The sequence below is a fragment of the Rhabdaerophilum sp. SD176 genome, from assembly GCF_030143245.1.
Lineage (GTDB): Bacteria > Pseudomonadota > Alphaproteobacteria > Rhizobiales > Beijerinckiaceae > Rhabdaerophilum.
In genome coordinates this window covers 312,839-331,894 of sequence record NZ_JARJNS010000001.1, presented here as the reverse complement: position 1 = coordinate 331,894, position 19,056 = coordinate 312,839, and the positions used below count along the sequence as shown (strand labels likewise).

Below are 19,056 nucleotides of genomic sequence, written 5' to 3'. Positions count from 1 at the left end.
TGCCTTGTGTTTGCCGCAACGGGATGGCACCCCTGTTAACAGATTATTAAGCTTTTCTGGCCGTTCGCCAGTGTTCAGAGGTGCCCCTTGCCTGACGTTCTCGGTGTTGGATTGACCTGGTTTTCGGCGTTTCTCGGCTATCTCCTGCCGTTTCTCTTCGTGCTGGCCCTCGTGGTCTTCGTGCACGAGATGGGGCATTTCCTCGTCGGCCGCTGGCTCGGCGTGAAGGTGGAGACATTCTCCCTCGGCTTCGGCCCGCGCGTCGCCCGGTTCTATGACCGCAAGGGCACGGAATGGGCACTCTCGGCCATCCCGCTTGGTGGCTATGTCCGGTTCAAGGGAGATGCGAATGCTGCCTCCGCGCCCGACCATGAGGCTGCCGCTGCCATGACCGAGGCAGACCGGCAGGATGCCTTTCCGCACAAATCCGTTGCGGCCCGCGCCGCAATCGTCGCTGCGGGGCCGCTGGCGAATTTCCTGCTGGCCTTCGTGATCTTCACCAGCTGCTTCATGCTGCTGGGCCGGACGCTGGTCGAGCCGATCATTGCCGGCGTGAACGAGAATTCCCCGGCCGCGGCCGCCGGGTTCAAGCCCGGCGACCGGGTCCTCTCGATCAATGGACGCAAGGTCCAGAGCTTCGATGACGTCGCCCGCCGGGTGTCGGTGAGCGAGGGCGATACGCTGACCTTCCTGGTCCAGCGCGAATCGCGTGAGATCGAACTCGTCGGCACGCCGACCATCTATTCCCGCAAGACCATTCTCGGCACGGATCGCCGGCCGGTGATGGGCTTTGTCGGCTCGCGCGATGCCGAGCACCATTTCCTGAAGAAATTCGGGCCGGTCGAGGCCGCCCAGACTGCGGTGCAGGAGATCGTCTTCGTGATCGACCGCACCGGTGCCTATGTGGCCGGGCTCTTCGCCGGGCGCGAGAAGGCCGACCAGCTCAGCGGCCCCACGCGGATCGCCTATATCTCGGGCAAGGTCGCGGAATCAGGCCTCGGGCCGCTCTTCATGCTGGCGGGAATCCTGTCAATCTCGATCGGCCTGATCAACCTTCTGCCGGTGCCGATGCTCGATGGCGGCCATCTCGTCTTCTATGCGATCGAGGCAACCTTTGGCCGGCCGATCAGCCCTCGGGCGCAGGAAATCAGCTTCCGGCTGGGCTTCGCGCTGGTCATCATGCTGATGCTGTTCTCGACATGGAACGACATCATCCATCTGACAGGACTTGCTTTCTGAGCGCGTTTGGCACAGTTCCCCGGCACGAATCACGGCGCGGCGCGAAAGCGTTGCGCCGCGACCACGCCGGTTAGGAAATCGTAACCAAGCTGGTCTTCTCGGTTGCATTGCCGGGATGATTGGCTAGAAGCAAAGACCGGTGGTGATGTATCCTGCGGTACATGCCGTTCTTTTCGCGGGCGTTTTCAGGCGTTTCTGCGGGGGCGGTCGAAGAATTGGGGTAGTGGACGGGATGTCTGGTTTTTCTGTTGGCAGCAGCATGAATGCGGTCGTTCGGCGTGTCCTCCTCGCCTTCGCAGCCTTGTTCATTGCTTTCTCGGCGGTTTCTCCCGCTGCGGCGCAGTCGATCTCGGTGCAGGGCAACAAGCGGGTCGAGACGGAGACGATTCGTTCCTTCCTGACGCTGGCCCCGGGCGAAAGCTACACGCCCGCCCGAATCGACCAGGGCATCAAGGATCTCTTCGCGACAGGCCTCTTCTCGGATGTCCGCATCCGTCGTGCCGGCAACGGCATCGTCGTGCAGGTCGTCGAGAACTCGCTCATCAACCGCGTCACTTTCGTGGGCAATTCCAAGGTAAAGACCGAAATTCTTGTCGGCGAGGTCCAGACGCGTTCACGCGGGCCGTTCAGCCAGTCGATGGTTGACCAGGACGTCGCGCGCATTCGCGAGATCTATGCCCGGCAGGGCCGTGCCGCCGCCGATGTGAACGCGCAGGTTACCACGCAGGCCGATGGCCGGATCGATGTGACCTTCTCGATCCGTGAAGGCGACAAGACTGGCGTTACGGCGATCGTTTTCCAGGGCAACCAGGCGTTCTCGAACTGGAAGCTCAAGGGCGTCATGCAGACGACCGAGTCGAATTTCCTCAGCTTCCTCAAGAGCACGGACATCTATGATCCGGACCGCATCGCGGCCGATCTCGAGGCGATCCGCCGCTTCTACCTGAAGAACGGTTATGCCGATTTCCGCATCATCTCGTCAGACGCCCAACTCGACGCCGCGCGGAAAGGCTACGTCATCACGATCGTGATGGAAGAGGGCGATCGGTACACCGTGGCCAGTGCCGAGGTCGAATCGCAGATCGCCGATGTCGATACGCAGCGTCTGCGCAGCTCGGTCCGCACCCGAGCCGGCCAGACCTACAATGCCGAGGAAGTCGAGAAATCCGTCGACGCGATCAGCCGCGAAGTCGCCCAGCGTGGCTACGCTTTCGCGCAGGTTCGTCCGCGCGGCGATCGTGACCCGGCTTCCCGTACCGTGAAGATTGTCTACTCGGTCGAGCAGGGGCCACGCGTCTATGTCGAGCGGATCGTCGTGCGCGGCAACACCCGCACGCGGGACTACGTGGTCCGCCGCGAATTCGATATTGGCGAGGGCGATGCCTACAACAAGGCGGCCATTGACCGTGCCGAACGCCGGCTGCGGAATCTCGGGTTCTTCAAGACGATCCGGATCACCAACGAGCCGGGCTCTGCACCGGATCGCGTGATCGTCAATGTCGATGTCGAGGACCAGGCGACAGGCAGCTTCTCGATCGCCGGCGGCTACTCGACTTCGGAAGGCTTCCTCGCCGAAGCGTCGTTGCAGGAAACCAACTTCCAGGGACGCGGCCAGTTTGTCCGCATCTCGGTCTCGAACGGGCAGAAGTCGCGCGGCGGCGAGTTTTCCTTCACCGAGCCGTTCTTCCTTGGCCAGCGTATCGCGGCAGGCTTCGACATCTTTACGAAGTTTAACGATGTGACCAGTTTCTCGCGCTATCAGGCGCGGAATACCGGTTTCACGCTGCGTGCCGGCATTCCGCTGACCGAGGAAATCTCGATTGGCGCGCGCTATTCGCTTTATCAGCAGCGGATCAAGATCCCGAACTCGGCAACCTATCCGTACAATAACTGCGATGGCTTGCCCTTCGCGCCGGCCCTGTCCAATACCTGCGTCTCGGATGGCGAAGCCTCGGTGGCGATCAAGGAAGCGCGTGGCAGCACGGTAACCTCGCTCGTCGGCCTGACACTCGCCTACAACACGCTGGACAACAACCAGAACCCGACGCAGGGCACTTTCGCTGAACTGAAGCCGGAAATTGCCGGCCTCGGCGGCGATTCCCGCTTCGTCCGCGCCGTCGCGTCGGCCCGTTATTACCAGACGCTCTGGGACGACGTGATCGGTATGGTCAAGCTGCAGGGCGGCCACATGTTCGCTTATGGTGACCAGCGGCTCCGTGTTCTTGACCATTTCTACATGGGTCCGGACCTTGTCCGCGGCTTCGCGCCTTCGGGTATCGGCCCGCGTGACCGGAGCGGCGACTCGTCGGCCAATTCGGTTGGCGGCACGACCTATTTCGGTGCGACGGCGGAAGTTACCTTCCCGATCTTCGGCATTCCCAAGGAATTCGGCCTGCGCGGCGCGGTCTTCGCCGATGCCGGTACCCTGTTCGGATACAAGGGGCGCCGTGTATTCGAAGTCAATGGGACGCCGGGCTCGCAGTGCGTTGACCCGGGCAATACCCGCTTCCAGTCGGAATGCTTGGATGTCCGGGACGAATCGAAGATCCGCTCGTCGATTGGTGCCGGCGTGCTCTGGAACTCGCCGCTCGGCCCGATCCGGATCGACTATGCCTATGCGCTCACGCGGGTGCGTGGTCCTGCCGGCGACCGCCTTCAGGCGTTCCGGTTCTCCGGCGGCGCCCGGTTCTGAGGAAACAGGCGGGCTCCGGCCCGCCTTTTCATGATGTCGAGCGTCCAGTTCTTTTCCTCACCCGCACCGGTTACACCGCGCCAGCTGTCGGAAGCGACAGGGGCCAAGCTGGCCGGCGGCGGTGATCCGGACAGTGCGCTGACCGGTATCGCTCCGCTCGAAAGCGCCGAAACCGGGGCCCTTGCCTTCCTCGATAACCCCTCCTATGCCCGTTTTGCCGCCGAGACGCGGGCTTCTGCCTGCTTGATCTCGCCGCGCTTTGCCGATTCGCTGGCTGCCGGTTGCGTGGCCCTTGTCACGCCTGAGCCGTATCGCGCCTTCGCGAAGGCAGCGGCGCTGATGTTTCCGGCGGCGCAGCGACCGCAGCCGATCTTCAACAGCCGTGGCGTGGCGCCCGGTTGCTTCGTGCATCCCGATGCGAAGCTTGAATCCGGCGTTGTTGTCGATCCCGGTGTGGTGATCGGCGCTGGCGCGGAGATTGGCCGTGGCACGATCATCGCCGCCAATGCGGTGATCGGCCCGGGTGTGCGGATCGGGCGGGATTGCGCCATCGGGCCTTCCGCCACGATCGTTCATTCGCTGATCGGCAACCGCGTCATCATCCATGCCGGCGCCCGGATCGGGCAGGACGGGTTCGGCTTCGCGATGGGCCCGCAGGGACATCTCAAGGTGCCGCAGATCGGCCGCGTCATCCTGCAGGACGATGTCGATATCGGCGCCAACACGACGATCGATCGCGGCGCAAACCGGGACACGATCATCGGCGAGGGGACGAAAATCGATAATCTCGTCCAGATTGGCCATAATGTTCAGATCGGCCGGCATTGCGTGATTGTCGGGCAGGTCGGCATTTCCGGCTCGACCGTTCTGCAGGATTATGTCGTCCTCGCCGGGCAGGTGGGGGTGGCGGGCCATCTCAAGATCGGCATGGCGGCGCAGGTCGGAGCGAAATCCGGCGTGATGACGGATATTCCGGCCGGGCAGAAGTTTTTCGGCATCCCGGCCAAACCCGCCAAGCAGCATTTTCGTGAGGTTGCCACGCTCGGCAAGCTTGCATCGCGCCCCGATAAGGGACAGAAGTCCGGCCAGGACTAAGGACGCGGTGTGAACGGCCTCAGGGCCGCCCGCGGTTTGATGACCGGAGAATTGACTGATGAGCGAGATTGCCGTGCCTGCCGACGGGGCCCAGCCGCGCGAGATCCAGACGCTGGACATCCTCAAGCTGATGGAATGCCTGCCGCATCGCTATCCCTTCCTGATGGTGGACAAGATCACCTATATGGAAGGAACGGCGAAGATCGTCGGTGTGAAGAACGTGACGTTCAACGAACCGCATTTTCTCGGCCATTTTCCGGGTCAGCCGGTCATGCCGGGGGTTCTGATCGTCGAAGGGATGGCCCAGACGGCCGGGGCGGCCTGCGTTGCTTCCGGCGAGGCCGGCGGCCGGGCGAAGGTCGTCTATTTCATGACCGTCGACAAGTGCAAGTTCCGCAAGCCCGTCGTCCCGGGCGACCGGCTCGAATATCACATGACGCGGCTCAATCGCCGGCGCAATATGTGGTGGTTCAAGGGCGAGGCCAAGGTAGAAGGCCAGCTTGTGGCTGAAGCCGAACTCGGCGCCATGATCGTGATTGACTGAGGAGTACCGGGTTTCGTGAGCATTCATCCTTCCTCGATCATCGATCCTGCCGCAAAGCTCGGTGCCGATGTCAAGATCGGCCCGTTCTGTGTGGTGGGGCCGCATGTCGAACTTGGCGATGGCGTCGAACTGAAGAGCCATGTGGCGATTGCCGGGCATACGACCATCGGCGCCGGCACGCGGGTCTTCCCGTTTGCCTCCCTCGGTCATGAGCCGCAGGACCTCAAGTTCAAGGGCGAGATCACGCGGCTGGAGATCGGGGCCCGATGCACGATCCGCGAGGGCGTGACGATGAATCCCGGCACGGGCGGTGGCGGATCGCTGACCAAGGTTGGCGATAACTGCACCTTCCTCGCCTACAGCCATGTCGCGCATGATTGCATTGTCGGCAACCATGTCATCTTCTCCAATAATGTGATGCTGGCCGGACATTGCCGCGTCGGTGATTATGTCATCATCGGCGGCGGGGCGGGCGTGCACCAGTTCGTGCGGCTGGGCGACCATGCCTTTGTCGGCGCGATGTCCGGCGTCGGGAATGACGTGATCCCCTATGGCATGGCTGTCGGTGAAAGCCGGGCTGCCATGCTTTCGGGCCTCAACATCGTTGGCCTGAAGCGGCGCGGCTTCTCGCTCGAACAGGTTCATGAACTCAGGCGGGCCTATCGCCTGCTTTTCGCACCGGAAGGCACACTGAAGGAGCGCGTCGAGGATGTGGCGAGCGAGTTCGATGCGCATCCCCTCGTGCATGAGATTCTCGATTTCATCCGCGAGGGTGGCGATCGCTCGATCTGCACGCCGCGGGATGTCCGGACGAACGAGCCGGCCAGTTGAGCCCGATGGCGCCGTTGCGCATCGCCATCGTCGCCGGCGAGGCTTCGGGGGATGAGCTGGGCGCCAGCCTGCTGAAGGCGCTGGCGGAGCGCGGTATTCCGGTCGAGGCGCGGGGCGTTGGTGGGCCGGTGCTCAAGGCGGCCGGGCTGGAAAGCCTTTTCGATCAGGCGGATATCGCGGTGATGGGGCTCGGCCCCGTCATCCGGCGGCTGCCGCTTCTGATGCGGCGGATCCGCGAGACGGCGGAGAGCATCATCGCCTGGAAGCCGGATCTCGTTCTGACCATCGATTCCCCGGATTTCTGCAAGCGTGTCGCGCGCCGCGTCCGGGCCGGGGCGCCGGCCATCCCGATTGTCCATTGGGTGTGCCCGAGCGTCTGGGCCTGGCGGCCTGGCCGCGCGCCGGCCATGAAACCCTATATCGACGACATTCTCTGCCTGCTGCCTTTCGAGCCGGCGGCTCTGGCGCGGCTCGGCGGCCCTGTCGGCCATTATGTCGGGCATCCGCTGATCGAACGGCTCGGCGAATACCGTCCGCGGGATGAAACGGAGGCTGCCGTGCGGGCGGATGCAGGGCGGGCGCTGGCACTGCTGCTGCCGGGTTCACGACATGCGGAATTGCACCACCTCCTGCCGGTCTTTCTTGAGACAGTCCGCGATTCATTGAGGCAGCGGCCAGGTTTGCGCTGGGTGCTGCCGACATTGAAGCGCCTCGAGCCGGAGGTGCGCCGCCGGATCGAAGCAGCCAACCTGCCGATCGAGGTCATCGCCGATGACGTGGCCAAACGTGCGGCCTTCCGGGAGGCGCGGGTTGCGCTCGCGGCTTCCGGCACGGTGACCCTCGAACTTGCGCTGGCCGGCATCCCCACGGTTGCGGCCTACCGCGTGGCGGCATGGGAAGCCTTCATCGCCCGGCGCCTCATCAAGGTGCCGTCGGTGATCCTGCCCAATCTGATTCTCGACGAGCGGGCAGTGCCGGAATTCCTGCAGGAGGAGGCCATGGCCGCCCGGTTGGCACCGGCTGTGCTGGCGCTTGTCGATGAAACGCCCGCCCGGGCCGCGCAGATCGAGGCTTTCGCCCGGCTGGAGCAGCGCATGCGCGATGACGGGGCAGGCCCGAGCGAGAAAGCGGCACGGCTTGTGCTTGACGTGATGGCGAAACGTCGCAAGACATGAGCCGGAAGCGATGAGCCATGAGCGGATTGATGCCTGACCCTGACGCGCCGTTGTCGAGCAGCGCCAAGAGGCTGACTGCGGGTCAGCGCTTGCGGAACTATTTCCTCACCGGGATCGTCGTCAGCGGCCCGGTCGTCATCACCATCTATCTGTCGTTCTGGATCATCAACTGGGTCGATGGCTGGGTGAAGCCGATCATTCCGCAGATCTATCTGCCGGAAACCTATCTGCCCTTCGCGATTCCCGGTTTCGGGATCCTGGTGCTCGTCATCGGCTTGACAATGCTGGGCTTTCTCACCGCCAACCTTGTCGGCCGGACGCTACTGGATTTCGGCGAGACGTTGCTGGCCCGAATGCCGGTCGTGCGCGGGCTCTACCGCTCGACGAAGCAGATTTTCGAGACGATCTTCTCGCAGAGCGGCACGTCGTTCCGCACCGTCGGGCTGGTTGAATATCCGGCACCGGGCTGCTGGTCGATCGTGTTTCTCTCCACGCCGCCGATTCCCGATATCGAAGGTGGCCTGCCACCGGAAGAGGAATTCATCTCGGTTTTCCTGCCCTGCGCGCCCAACCCGACAACGGGCTTTTTCTTCTATGTCGCCAAGAGCCGCGTGGTCGAGGTGCCGATTTCGGTCGATGATGCTGCAAAGATCGTGATGTCGCTCGGCCTGCTGCGGCCCGGCGACGAGGAGCCGCGCAATGCAGCGATCGAGGCCGTGGAACGTCTGAAGGCTTCGGGTCGCCGGAAGAAGCCGCCGACGCTGCCGCCGCCCGAAGCGTCCTGAGCCGGCTCAGCCCGCATTCATCAGGCGGATCGCCTCGTCACGTTCGAACAGGTAGAGCAGCATCCGCAACGCGGCGCCGCGCGGTGTGTCGAGCCCGGGATCGCGCTGCAAGGCAAGGATGGCGTCATCGCGGGCCATCTTCAGCAAGTCCTGATGGAGATCGAGCCGGCCGATCCGGAAGCCTGGCACGCCGGATTGCCGGGTGCCGAGGACATCGCCCTCGCCGCGCAGGCGGAGGTCCTCTTCGGCGATCCGGAAGCCGTCCTCGGTCTGACGGAGGATTTCCAGCCGGGCGCGCGCGGTTTCCGAGAGCGGCCCGCGATAGAGCAGGATCGTGGTCGATTTATCGCCTCCGCGACCCACGCGGCCGCGCAACTGGTGCAGCTGGGCGAGGCCGAAGCGCTGCGCCTCCTCGATCACCATGATCGTCGCCTCGGGCACATCGACGCCGACCTCGATCACCGTGGTGGCGACGAGAACGGAAAGATCGCCCCGGGCGAAGCGGGCAAGGGTCTCGTCCTTCGAGGCGCCTGGCATCTTGCCGTGAACCAGCCCGACCTTGCCGGGGAAATGGCGGTCAAGATCCTCGAAACGCTCCTCGGCAGCGGCAAGATCGAGCTTCTCGCTTTCGCCGACCAGCGGGCAGACCCAGTAGACGCGCGCGCCGCCGGAAATGGCGCGGCCGATGCCGCCGACCATCTCGGCCAGCCGGTCCTGGCTGACGAGGCGCGTGTCGATTGGCTTGCGGCCCGGCGGCTTCTCGTCGAGCACCGAGACATCGAGATCGCCGAAATAGCCGAGGACGAGCGTCCGCGGGATCGGGGTGGCGGTCATGACCAGCAGGTCGACTGCCTCGCCCTTCCGTGCGAGGGCAAGGCGCTGATGGACGCCGAAACGGTGCTGCTCGTCGACAATCGCGAGGCCGAGATCGGCGAAGGCGACATCGTCCTGGAACAGGGCATGGGTGCCGACGACGATCTGGATCGTCCCGGAGGCGAGCCCGGCCAGAACGGCCTGCCTTTCGGCGCTGCCGGCCCGGCCGGTCAACAGGGCGAGGCGGATCCCGGCGGCGTCAGCCAGAGGGGCGAGGCGCTCGGCGTGCTGGCGGGCGAGGATTTCCGTCGGTGCCATCATGGCTGCCTGCGCGCCGGCCTCGACCGCCATCGCCATAGCGAGCAGTGCGACGATGGTCTTGCCGGCGCCGACATCGCCCTGGAGCAGGCGGAGCATCCGCTCGGGCTCGGCGAGATCGGCCTCGATCTCGGCAAGGGCGCGGCTCTGCGCGCCGGTCAGCGCATAGGGCAGGGCGGCGAGGATACGCTCGCGCAGGCGGCCATCGCCTCTCAGCGCCCGCCCGCGCGGGCCCCGCTGGCGGGCGCGCACCATCTGCAGGGCAAGCTGGCCGGCGAGGAACTCGTCATAGGCGAGGCGGCGATAGGCGAGGCTCTGCGGGTCGAGATCCGCCGGCTGGCGTGGCTGGTGCAGGGCTTGCAGAGCCTCGCGGAAGGCCGGCCAGCCGAAGCGCCCGGCGAGTGAGGGATCGTGCCATTCCTGCAGGGCAGGCAGGCGTTCCAGCGCGGCCAAAGCAGCATTCTGCACGCGCTTCGAGGAAAGGCCCTCCGTCAGCGGATAGACCGGCTCGAAGGCGGTGTCCGGCGAGAAGCGATCCGGCGGCAGGATCCGGTCGGGATGGGCGATCTGGCGGAGCCCGTCGAACAGCTCGACCCGGCCGGAAATCACCCGGCTGGCGCCGATAGGCAGCATCTGTTCGATCTGCGCTTTCGGCAGCCGGAAGAAGACAAGCGTGACATCGCCGGTCTCGTCGCCGACGATCACACGGAAGGGCGCCCGGGCGCGCCCGGGCGGGGGCGGCTTGTGGGCCTCGACGACCGCCTGGAAAGTAACGATGCCCTCGTTCGGCATGGCGCGGATCGAAGGGGAAAGCGAACGGTCGATCAGATCCACCGGCAGATGCAGTGCCAGATCCAGCAGGCGCGCCGGCTGTCCGTTCCGGCGGAGCAGCGTATCATAGAGCGGCGCCAGTTTCGGGCCGATGCCCGGAAGCCGCGTGACCAGGCTGAAATAGGGATCGAGTTCCTTCGGGCGCATCCCTTTCCGATAGACCAAGGCGGTGCCGGGGCCAAGGACCGGCGAGAAGGGGGCGGCCCGGCCCATGCCGTCGCAGCCCTGCGGAAACGGCTTGACTTCGCCTGGCTTCCCCCTTCATTCGGACGGTGTTTTCCGACCGAACCCTCCCGGAGCCGCCATGACCGGCCTTTCCCGTTCCACTGCGGGCCTCGAACCGCGCCGCAAGCGTCTGCTGTTCCGTGCCTGGCATCGCGGCACGCGCGAGATGGACCTGCTGATGGGCCGCTATGCCGAATCCGTCATCGAGACGCTGACCGAGGGCGAGATGGACCTGTTCGAGGCGCTGATCGAGGTGCCCGACCGCGATCTTTTCTCGTGGATCGCGCAGGGCGAACCGGTGCCAGAGAATTACGATACGCCGGTCTTCCGGGGCCTGAAGGCGTATCACACCCATGACAAGCCGATCGATCTCTGACCGGCACTGAGGGCATACCCTTCCGGCGCCCGATCCTATCGAGTTGATTCGTATGCTGTTTCCACCGCTCGTCCAGGCTGGCCTCGACCATGCCCTCCAGAAGGCTTCGCCTGTCCTGCTTGCGGATGTGGCGGATGGCGCGGCTGGGCTGGTTCTGGCCGAACTGGCGCGCCTGCGCTTCGCCCGCGGCATCGAGGCGCCCGCGCTGATGACCTTCGTTGCCCGGGACGGGCTGCGGCAGGCGGAAGTGCAGGGCGCCCTGCAGGCTTTTGCACCGGAAATCGAGGTGCTCTCGCTCCCGGCCTGGGATTGCCAACCCTATGACCGCGCCTCGCCGAATGCGAGCCTTGTCGCGCGGCGCATGGAATGCCTGGCGCGGCTCGTCCGTTCGCGCGGAGGCGCGCGGCCGCGCGTGCTCGTCACCACGGTCAATGCCGTGCTGCAGAAGCTGCCGCCGGCAGCTTTCGTGGCCCGGCAGAGCTTTTCGGCTGCGCCAGGCAATGCCATCGATCTCGGCGAGATCACGGGCTGGCTGGAGGCGAATGGCTACCAGCGCAGTTCCACCGTGCGCGATGTCGGCGAATATGCGCTGCGCGGCGGGATTGTCGATCTTTTCCCGCCGGGTTTTGCCGAGCCGGTCCGGCTCGACTTTTTCGGCGACACGCTGGAATCCATCCGCAGTTTCGACCCGGAGACGCAGCGCTCTTCCGCCCAGCTCCGCGCGCTGGAAATGGTGCCGATGAGCGAGTTCCAGCTCACATCCGAGGCGATCAAGCGGTTCCGGCAGGGATATCTGACGCAATTCGGCGCCAATCTGCGCGGCGACACGCTTTACGAGCATATCAGCGAAGGTCGCAAGCATATCGGGATGGAGCATTGGCTGCCGCTGTTCCATGCGGGGCTCGATCCGATCGAGGCCTATCTGCCCGGCACGGTCTTCGTGCTTGACGCACAGGCCGATGGCGCGGCGCAGGAGCGGCTGAGCCAGATCGAGGATTATTACGAGGCGCGCCGTTCAACGCAGGAAGACGGACATTCCGTGCCCTATCGCCCGCTGCCGCCGGGCCTGCTCTATCGCAGCCGCGAGGAATGGCAGACGTTGCGCGGCGCGGCGATCGAGGTTTCGCCCTTCACCATGGAATCGGCCGGGGGCAAGACGATCTTTTCCGCCCGGACGCATCGCGGGCGGGATTTCGCGCCGGAACGCACCAATCCGGAAGCGAATGTCTTCCAGGCAGCGGTGGACCACGCGCTGGCGCGGGCAAAGGATGGCCGCCGGATCGTTTTCGCTGCCGGCAGCGACGGCGCACGGGACCGGCTGGGCGGCGTGCTGGCCGATCATGGCCTCGCGAAGCAGCGGGTGCTCGGATCGCTGAACGATCTCAAGGATCTGCCGGAGGGCGAAGCCGGGCTCCTCACCATTGCCTTGCAGGAAGGTTTCGAGACACCGGATTTCGTGTTGCTCTCCGAGGAGGACCTGCTCGGCGAAAGGCTGACGCGGCCGAAGCGCAGCAAGAAGCGCGCGAAGGACTTCATCACCGAACTCACCAGCCTGAAGGCTGGCGATGTCGTGGTCCATGTCGATCACGGCATCGGGCGATTCATCGGGCTGAAGACGATCACCGCGGCCGGCGCACCGCATGATTGCCTCGAGATCCATTATGCGGGCGGGGACAAGCTGTTCCTGCCGGTCGAGAATATCGAGCTGCTGACGCGCTATGGCTCGGAGGATACCGATGCCACGCTCGACCGGCTGGGGGGCGGCGCCTGGCAGGCCCGCAAGGCGAAGCTGAAGCAGCGCATCCGCGACATGGCGCGGGGGCTGATCAAGATCGCGGCGCAGCGGCTCACGCGCGAGGCGCCGCGGCTGGTGCCGCCGGAAGGGCTCTACGAGGAATTCGTCGCGCGGTTCCCCTTCGACGAGACCGAGGACCAGCAGAATGCCATTGATGCCGTGATCGACGATCTCGGCTCGGGCCGGCCGATGGACCGGCTGGTCTGCGGCGATGTCGGGTTCGGGAAGACCGAAGTCGCGTTGCGTGCCGCCTTCGTGGTGGCGATGTCGGGCAAGCAGGTCGCGGTGATCGTGCCGACAACCCTGCTCGCGCGGCAGCATTTCCGCACGTTCCAGAACCGTTTTGCCGGCCTGCCGCTGCGGATCGCGCAGGCTTCGCGGCTGGTGACTGCGGCGGACCTGAAGAAGACCCGCGAGGAAATGGCCAACGGCACGGTGGATATCCTGGTCGGCACCCATGCCCTGCTCGGAAAGGGCAACCATTTCAAGGATCTCGGTCTTGTCATCATTGACGAGGAGCAGCATTTCGGCGTGGCCCAAAAGGAGCGGCTGAAAGAACTGCGCGCCGAGGTCCATGTGCTGACGCTGTCCGCGACGCCGATCCCCCGGACGCTGCAACTGGCCATGACCGGCGTGCGCGAACTCTCGATCATCGCCACGCCGCCGGTTGACCGGCTGGCCGTGCGCAGTTTCGTCACTCCGTTCGACCCGCTGGTCGTGCGCGAGGCGCTGTTGCGCGAGCGCTATCGCGGCGGGCAATCCTTCTATGTCGTGCCGCGGATCGACGATCTCGCCGAGGTGAAGGCCTTCCTCGAGAAGGATGTGCCGGAAGTGCGGGTCGGCATCGGCCATGGCCAGATGTCCGCTACAGATCTCGAATCCGTGATGAGCGATTTCTATGACGGCAAGTTCGACGTGCTGCTTTCGACCACGATTGTCGAATCCGGTCTCGATATTCCCGCCGCCAACACCCTGATCGTGCATCGCGCCGACATGTTCGGCCTGTCCCAGCTCTACCAGTTGCGCGGGCGCGTCGGACGGTCGAAGACGCGGGCCTATGCGCTGTTCACGCTGCCGGTCAACCGCACCCTGACCGCCAATGCCGAGCGCCGGCTCAAGGTCTTGCATTCGCTAGATACGCTGGGGGCCGGATTCCAGCTTGCCAGCCACGATCTCGATATCCGCGGCGCCGGCAACCTGCTGGGCGACGAGCAATCCGGCCATATCAAGGAAGTCGGCTACGAACTCTACCAGCAGATGTTGGAAGAGGCGGTGGCCGCCCTCAAGGCGGGGATCGAGTTGCCGGAAGAGGAGGCGTGGTCGCCGACCATCGCCATCGGCACGCCGGTGCTCATTCCGGAGGATTACATCGCCGATCTCGACCTGCGCATGGCGCTCTATCGTCGGCTTTCGCAGGTAGAGAATGACGGCGATATCGAGGGATTCGCCGCAGAACTGATCGACCGGTTCGGCCCGCTGCCGCCGGAAATCGGCCAGCTGATGAAGATCGTCGCGATCAAGCTGCTCTGCCGCCGCGCCCATGTCGAGAAGGTTGATGCCGGGCCGAAGGGCATCATCATCGCCTTCAGGGACAATGCCTTCGCCAATCCGAACGGCCTCGTCCAGTATGTCGCGGAAAAGGGCACGACGGCGAAGGTCCGGCCGGACATGAAGATCGTCTTTGCCGGCGCGTTCGAGGATCCGGTGGTGCGGCTGGAAGCGACGCGCAAACTGATGCAGGACATTGCCCGCATCGCCGAGAAGCGCAAATAGGGCTCAGGCGGCCCGAAACCTTCAGGCCGCCTGGCTGGCCGAACCGGAAGCCGGCTCGCCGATCCGGGCGGCGCCGAAGCCGAGCCAGTCGCCGCTTTCCGTGGTGCCGAGCCAGAGCGCGCTCGACGGCAGAAGGCCCTTGTGCGGATGGGCAGGCTGGCCGGCTGCGAGCGTTTCGACCGCAGCGGCATCGGAGGGCAGGGCCAGAATGGCGCGCTCGTCGACGGCGATGATCCGGGCCAGGGCCTTGGCCGGCAGGGGTGCCAGCGCCTCGGTATCGCCGCGCCGGGAGAAGGCGATCATCGGAATGCTTTCCAGCGCCTCGAAGGCTGCAGCCTCGCCGCGTGTGAAGAAATGGCCGGGCACCAGCAGCAACGGCGCTTCCGCATGGTTCAACTGGCCGCGCAGGGCTTCGCGGGCATAGGGCCCCACCAGGCCCAGCGGGCGACCCGAAACGAGGGACAGCCCGTGGCTGCCGGCGAAACTGCCTGCGCTGCCGGGATGGAGCAGGCTGACGAGCGTGCCGAAATCTGCCCCTCCGAGGCTGGCCTGAACGGCGAGCGCTTCAGCAATGAGCTGGGCATGGCTGCGCCGCGCCGGCACCAGCAGCCCTTCGGCCCGCATCATGGTGACGAGGGCGATATCGCCGGGGGCAGGCTCCAGCGGTTCGGCCGGCATGATATCCTCGTCAGACCAGCCTTCGAGCGACACCACGCCATCGGGCAGGTCGAACCCGAAGCCGGCAACGCAGCGGATGGTCAGCACCTTTGCCGCGACCTGGCGGGCCTTGTCGCCGATCGCCACGTCACCGACCAGCGCCACAGTGAGGATGGTTGTTACGCCAAGCTTCTCGGCGGCGGCCCGGAGCGTCTCGATCTTCTCGTCAACCGGCATGATGAGTGGCACCGCGCCGGCCATGGCGCAGGCCATGACCGCCATCGGGAATTCGACGATATTGGCGAGCAGGAGCAGCACCGTGTCGCCGCGCTGCACGCCGAGGGTGGAGAGTTGCGCCGCGAGGAACCGCGTGCAGGCCAGCGCATTGGCGGCGGTGAGATGGCGCGGCTCAACTCCGTTCCAGGCTTCGCGCCCGGGGCAGTCGCTCCAGAAGACGGCATCCGGTTCCTCCGCCGCCTGCCGGATCAGCAGGGAAGGCAGGGTGATGTCATTCCAGGGGGGCAGCAGCGCGGGTTCAGTCGTGCGGTCCATGCCGGGGCTCCGGGCGTCTGGGGACGCTCTTCGAAAAACGTGCCAAGTCAGTCTAGTGATTCGGCGTTAACCAAAAGCTGTCGTGCAGGAAGTCGTAGGCGGCCGTGGTTGCCGGTCGGGAAATGTGCTTCCAGCGCGCCACCCAGCGATCGGAGACATGGTAGAGCGGCAGGACGTAGTGGCCGGCCACCAGCAGCCGGTCGAGCGCGCGCACCGACGCCACGAAATCCTCGCGGCTGCGGGCCGCCAGCAGGCTGGCGATGACGCGGTCGATATCCGGCGAGCGGACGCCGGCCCAGTTCAGCGTACCCGGCGTCTCGGCGGCGCGGCTCGACCAGCGGTTACCCTGCTCCTGCCCCGGCGAGGGGCCGACGACATAGCCCTCGATGATCATGTCAAACTGGAATTGTCGGACACGCGACCAGTACTGGCTGGAATCGACCAGCCGGATTGTGGGGAAGATGCCGACCTGCTTGAGCGTATCGGCAAAGGCGAGGGCGATCCGCTCCTTCTCGCGCGTGGTGACCATGACCTCGAAGGTCAGCGGCTGCCCGGTCTCTCGCTGGACCATCCGCCCGTCGCGGATCGCATAGCCGGCCTCGTTCAGCCGTTCGACCGCCTTGCGCATGACCTGCCTGTCCCGGCCGGAGCCATCCATGACCGGGGGGCGCCACGTGCCGTTCCGGATTGCCGGCGGCAGCGTATCGAGCGCGGCGCCGAGGATCGCCGCCTCGCGGGCATCGACCGGGCCGGAGCGGAAGGACAATTCGCTCTCGTCGAAGAAGCTGCCGGTGCGGCGGTAGATGCCGGCAAAGAGGTTGCGGTTCAGCCATTCGAAATCGAACAGATGGAACAGCCCCTCGCGGATACGCCGGTCAGTGAAAACGGGGCGGCGCGTGTTGAAGATGAAGCCCGTCATGCCCTTGGGGGCGCGGATCGGCACCGTCTCGCGCAGGATTCGCCCGTCCTCGACAGCGGGAATGGCATAGCCCTCGCGCCATTTCGTCGGGTCGGTCTCGATGCGCAGGTCGAGCAGGCCGGTCTTGAAGGCTTCGAACAGGGTGTTGGAATCGCGGAAGAATTCCAGGCTGATCGTATCGAAATTGTAGAGCCCGCGATGGACAGGCAGGTCCTTTGCCCAGTAATCCTGCCGACGCTTCAGGCTGACGCGGGTGCCGGGATCGACCTCGTCAAGCCGGTAGGGGCCCGAGCCGAGAAAGGGCGTGAAGCCCATATTCTCGAACTTCTCAGGATCGGTCGCATGGGCGGCAAGCACCGGCATCATCGCGAGGATCAGCGGCAATTCCTGATCGCCGGCGGAATGGAAAGTGAAGCGGATGGTGCGGGCATCCGGCGTCTCGACCTTCGCGACCTTGGTCTTGTTGGTGCGGTAATTCGGCCGACCACGCGTGGTGAACAGGTCCCACGAGAAAAGGACATCGGCCGAGGTGACCGGCCGGCCATCCGAGAAGCGCGCTGCCGGATTCAGGCGGAACTCGACGAAACGGCGGTCTGGTGGCACCGCGACGGTTTCCGCCAGCAGGCCGTAAAGCGTGAAGGGCTCGTCGGCCGAACGCATCATCAGCGGTTGCACGATATAGGGAACCATCGCCTGCGGCGCATTGCCCTTGATCGCCATGGTATTGAGCGAGTCGAACGAGCCGGCGAGGCCGAGGCGGAGCGCGCCGCCCTTGGGTGCAGCGGGATTGGCATAGGGCAGATGCGCAAAGCCCGGGGGCAATGCGGGCTCGCCATGCATCGCGAGGCCGTGGCGATGGGGAGCCTCCTCGGCGCGGGCAGGCGGAATGAAGCAAAGGGCCGCGAGGGCGCAGGCAACGAGTGCGCATAACAGGCCGCGCGCGCCCGTATGCGCGCCTGATCCGGGAATGATTCGCCGCGTGTCCATGGGTGGGAAAATAGCAGCCCCAGCGCGCATCGCCATGGGGAAGCGGCGGATTCTGACCCTGCGCGCCGCCAAACCATGGCTCAGGCGGGGGAGATTGCCGGGATCGCCCATCTTCAGCCGCAATCCGGGCCGATCAGCCGAGGGTCTTTCCGCCGGTGCGCTGGCCCGGGCCTGAGCGGCACGCCCTTGTTTTGCGCTTCAAGCCCGTGGCTTGCGCTATACGTGCACTTGCGGAAAGGCCCGAAAGGCGCTTAGAGAGCGCGAGAGAATTCGAGCCCGGATAAGGATGGGACAATGATGGTATCGATGAGCAACATGGCCCGGTCTGCCAGCCTCGCGGCGATGGCCCTGGCGGGGCTCGCAAGCCTGCCGGCATCGGCCCAGGCTCCGCGTCCGGCCCAGCCGGCTCCGGCACAGCCCGCCGCTCCTGCCGCGCCGGCTGCACCGCCGGCCGTGAAGGTTCCGCTGAAGGCTGCGCCGGACCAGGCCGACTGGCTCAAGGTCTGCGGGCTTGACCCCTCCGTCAACAAGACGATCTGCTATACGACGCGTGACTTCGTCGCCGAGAACAACCAGCCGGTCATGGCGGTAGCAGTCTATTCGATCAAGGAAGAGCCGCGCCGCTTCGTGCGGATTCTCGTGCCGCTCACCTTCCTGATCCAGCCGGGCATCCGGTTCTCGGCAGAAGGCACGCAGCCGGTCAATGCGCGGTTCCAGATCTGCCTGCCGCAGGGCTGCTTCGTCGAGGGCGAGCTGAACGAGGCCACGATTACCGGTCTGAAGAAGGCCACGACGTTGCGCATCGACATGCAGAACCAGATCGGCCAGGAAGTGAATTTCGAGGTTCCGCTCGCCGGTTTCGCCAAGGCCTATGACAGCGCCGGCATCGATCAGGAGACGCTCCAGCGCATGCAGCAGCAGGGTGCCCAACCGCAGCAGGCTCCGGCCGGTGGCAATGCCGACGACCTGAAGCGCCGCGGCGAGGAATTGCTCCGCCAGCGCCAGCAGGCGCCCAAGCAGTAAACGGGGCCTACGGTCCAGAAACGAAAAACCCCGGTCTGGCCGGGGTTTTTTGTGCGCTGGCGTGCTCCGGCTCAGTTCATCATCGCGTTGCGCTTGACGGCGAATTGCCCGTCCATGCCCGGCTCGAACATTTCCTCGATCTGCGGGTGGCGCAAAGGCCGGCCGGATTCGTCCGGCAGCAGGTTCTGCTCCGAGACATAGGCGATGTACTCGTTTTCCTCGTTCTCGGCGAAGAGATGATAGAAGGGCTGGTCCTTGCGCGGCCGCATGTCCTCGGGAATGGCGAGCCACCATTCCTCGGTATTGGCGAATTCGGGATCGACATCGAAGATCACGCCCCGGAACGGAAAGATCCGGTGCTTGACAACCTGTCCGATCGTGAACTTGGCCTGACGCGATTTCATCGCCTTATGATAGTTCTTTTTC

At 65.1% G+C, this 19,056-nt stretch carries 14 protein-coding genes; 10 read left to right on the top strand and 4 right to left on the bottom strand.

All coding sequences use genetic code 11. The annotated features are described in order from the left end of the window. Positions 1-87 precede the first annotated feature (87 nt). From P0652_RS01575 to P0652_RS01545, 7 genes are all read left to right on the top strand, one after another. On the top strand, positions 88-1,239 hold the full coding sequence (locus tag P0652_RS01575; RefSeq protein WP_284176992.1) for a M50 family metallopeptidase: 1,152 nt from the start codon (positions 88-90) through the stop codon (positions 1,237-1,239). Between the two features lie 259 nt (positions 1,240-1,498). Then, the gene (bamA, locus tag P0652_RS01570) at positions 1,499-3,931 is read left to right on the top strand and encodes an outer membrane protein assembly factor BamA (protein ID WP_284176991.1); all 2,433 of its coding nucleotides are present in this window, start codon (positions 1,499-1,501) and stop codon (positions 3,929-3,931) included. Between the two features lie 33 nt (positions 3,932-3,964). Then, a complete protein-coding gene (gene lpxD, locus P0652_RS01565; protein WP_284177415.1) occupies positions 3,965-5,026 on the top strand; it encodes a UDP-3-O-(3-hydroxymyristoyl)glucosamine N-acyltransferase in 1,062 nt (353 codons plus the stop codon). 58 nt (positions 5,027-5,084) lie between these two features. Continuing rightward, positions 5,085-5,570 carry a 3-hydroxyacyl-ACP dehydratase FabZ gene (fabZ, locus tag P0652_RS01560; protein WP_284176990.1) on the top strand — a complete coding sequence of 162 codons (486 nt, stop codon included), beginning with the start codon at positions 5,085-5,087 and terminating at the stop codon, positions 5,568-5,570. Positions 5,571-5,585: 15 nt separating this feature from the next. Then, positions 5,586-6,401 (top strand): acyl-ACP--UDP-N-acetylglucosamine O-acyltransferase, encoded by an 816-nt coding sequence (gene lpxA / locus P0652_RS01555; RefSeq protein ID WP_284176989.1) that lies wholly within the window; start codon positions 5,586-5,588, stop codon positions 6,399-6,401. A gap of 5 nt (positions 6,402-6,406) precedes the next feature. After that, positions 6,407-7,576, top strand: coding sequence for a lipid-A-disaccharide synthase (gene lpxB / locus P0652_RS01550; RefSeq protein WP_284177414.1), 1,170 nt, complete (start codon positions 6,407-6,409; stop codon positions 7,574-7,576). Positions 7,577-7,593: 17 nt separating this feature from the next. Then, positions 7,594-8,361, top strand: a complete 768-nt coding sequence (locus P0652_RS01545) for a DUF502 domain-containing protein (RefSeq protein WP_284176988.1) — start codon at positions 7,594-7,596, stop codon at positions 8,359-8,361. A gap of 6 nt (positions 8,362-8,367) precedes the next feature. Here the strand turns inward: P0652_RS01545 and recG are convergent, their stop codons facing one another. Then, complete coding sequence (recG, locus tag P0652_RS01540) at positions 8,368-10,470, bottom strand: ATP-dependent DNA helicase RecG (RefSeq protein WP_284177413.1); 2,103 nt, start codon at positions 10,468-10,470, stop codon at positions 8,368-8,370. A 157-nt stretch (positions 10,471-10,627) separates the two neighbouring features. Between recG and P0652_RS01535 the strand changes: the two genes are divergently transcribed. Both P0652_RS01535 and mfd read left to right on the top strand, forming a co-directional pair. Beyond that, positions 10,628-10,924, top strand: a complete 297-nt coding sequence (locus P0652_RS01535; protein ID WP_284176987.1) for an FAD assembly factor SdhE — start codon at positions 10,628-10,630, stop codon at positions 10,922-10,924. Between the two features lie 52 nt (positions 10,925-10,976). Beyond that, on the top strand, positions 10,977-14,492 hold the full coding sequence (gene mfd, locus P0652_RS01530) for a transcription-repair coupling factor (protein WP_284176986.1): 3,516 nt from the start codon (positions 10,977-10,979) through the stop codon (positions 14,490-14,492). A 21-nt stretch (positions 14,493-14,513) separates the two neighbouring features. Here the strand turns inward: mfd and P0652_RS01525 are convergent, their stop codons facing one another. Both P0652_RS01525 and P0652_RS01520 read right to left on the bottom strand, forming a co-directional pair. After that, positions 14,514-15,701: an AMP-binding protein gene (locus P0652_RS01525; protein WP_284176985.1), complete on the bottom strand. Its 1,188-nt coding sequence runs from the start codon at positions 15,699-15,701 to the stop codon at positions 14,514-14,516. Between the two features lie 52 nt (positions 15,702-15,753). Then, entirely contained in the window at positions 15,754-17,607 is a 1,854-nt protein-coding gene (locus P0652_RS01520) for an extracellular solute-binding protein (RefSeq protein ID WP_284176984.1), read from the bottom strand. A 294-nt stretch (positions 17,608-17,901) separates the two neighbouring features. On the opposite strand from P0652_RS01520, the gene P0652_RS01515 reads away from it, so the two are divergent. Continuing rightward, positions 17,902-18,630, top strand: coding sequence for an invasion associated locus B family protein (locus tag P0652_RS01515; protein WP_284176983.1), 729 nt, complete (start codon positions 17,902-17,904; stop codon positions 18,628-18,630). A 71-nt stretch (positions 18,631-18,701) separates the two neighbouring features. Here the strand turns inward: P0652_RS01515 and hspQ are convergent, their stop codons facing one another. After that, complete coding sequence (hspQ, locus tag P0652_RS01510; protein WP_284176982.1) at positions 18,702-19,034, bottom strand: heat shock protein HspQ; 333 nt, start codon at positions 19,032-19,034, stop codon at positions 18,702-18,704. Positions 19,035-19,056 lie beyond the last annotated feature (22 nt).

Coding starts and splice junctions, on each gene's coding strand:
- P0652_RS01545 (WP_284176988.1), top strand. CDS start 7,594: ATGAGCGGATTGATGCCTGACCCTGACGCGCCGTTGTCGAGCAGCGCC.
- P0652_RS01515 (WP_284176983.1), top strand. CDS start 17,902: ATGATGGTATCGATGAGCAACATGGCCCGGTCTGCCAGCCTCGCGGCG.
- recG (WP_284177413.1), bottom strand. CDS start 10,470: ATGCGCCCGAAGGAACTCGATCCCTATTTCAGCCTGGTCACGCGGCTT.
- P0652_RS01535 (WP_284176987.1), top strand. CDS start 10,628: ATGACCGGCCTTTCCCGTTCCACTGCGGGCCTCGAACCGCGCCGCAAG.
- fabZ (WP_284176990.1), top strand. CDS start 5,085: ATGAGCGAGATTGCCGTGCCTGCCGACGGGGCCCAGCCGCGCGAGATC.
- bamA (WP_284176991.1), top strand. CDS start 1,499: ATGAATGCGGTCGTTCGGCGTGTCCTCCTCGCCTTCGCAGCCTTGTTC.
- P0652_RS01520 (WP_284176984.1), bottom strand. CDS start 17,607: ATGGACACGCGGCGAATCATTCCCGGATCAGGCGCGCATACGGGCGCG.
- P0652_RS01525 (WP_284176985.1), bottom strand. CDS start 15,701: ATGGACCGCACGACTGAACCCGCGCTGCTGCCCCCCTGGAATGACATC.
- lpxB (WP_284177414.1), top strand. CDS start 6,407: ATGGCGCCGTTGCGCATCGCCATCGTCGCCGGCGAGGCTTCGGGGGAT.
- mfd (WP_284176986.1), top strand. CDS start 10,977: ATGCTGTTTCCACCGCTCGTCCAGGCTGGCCTCGACCATGCCCTCCAG.
- hspQ (WP_284176982.1), bottom strand. CDS start 19,034: ATGAAATCGCGTCAGGCCAAGTTCACGATCGGACAGGTTGTCAAGCAC.
- lpxD (WP_284177415.1), top strand. CDS start 3,965: ATGTCGAGCGTCCAGTTCTTTTCCTCACCCGCACCGGTTACACCGCGC.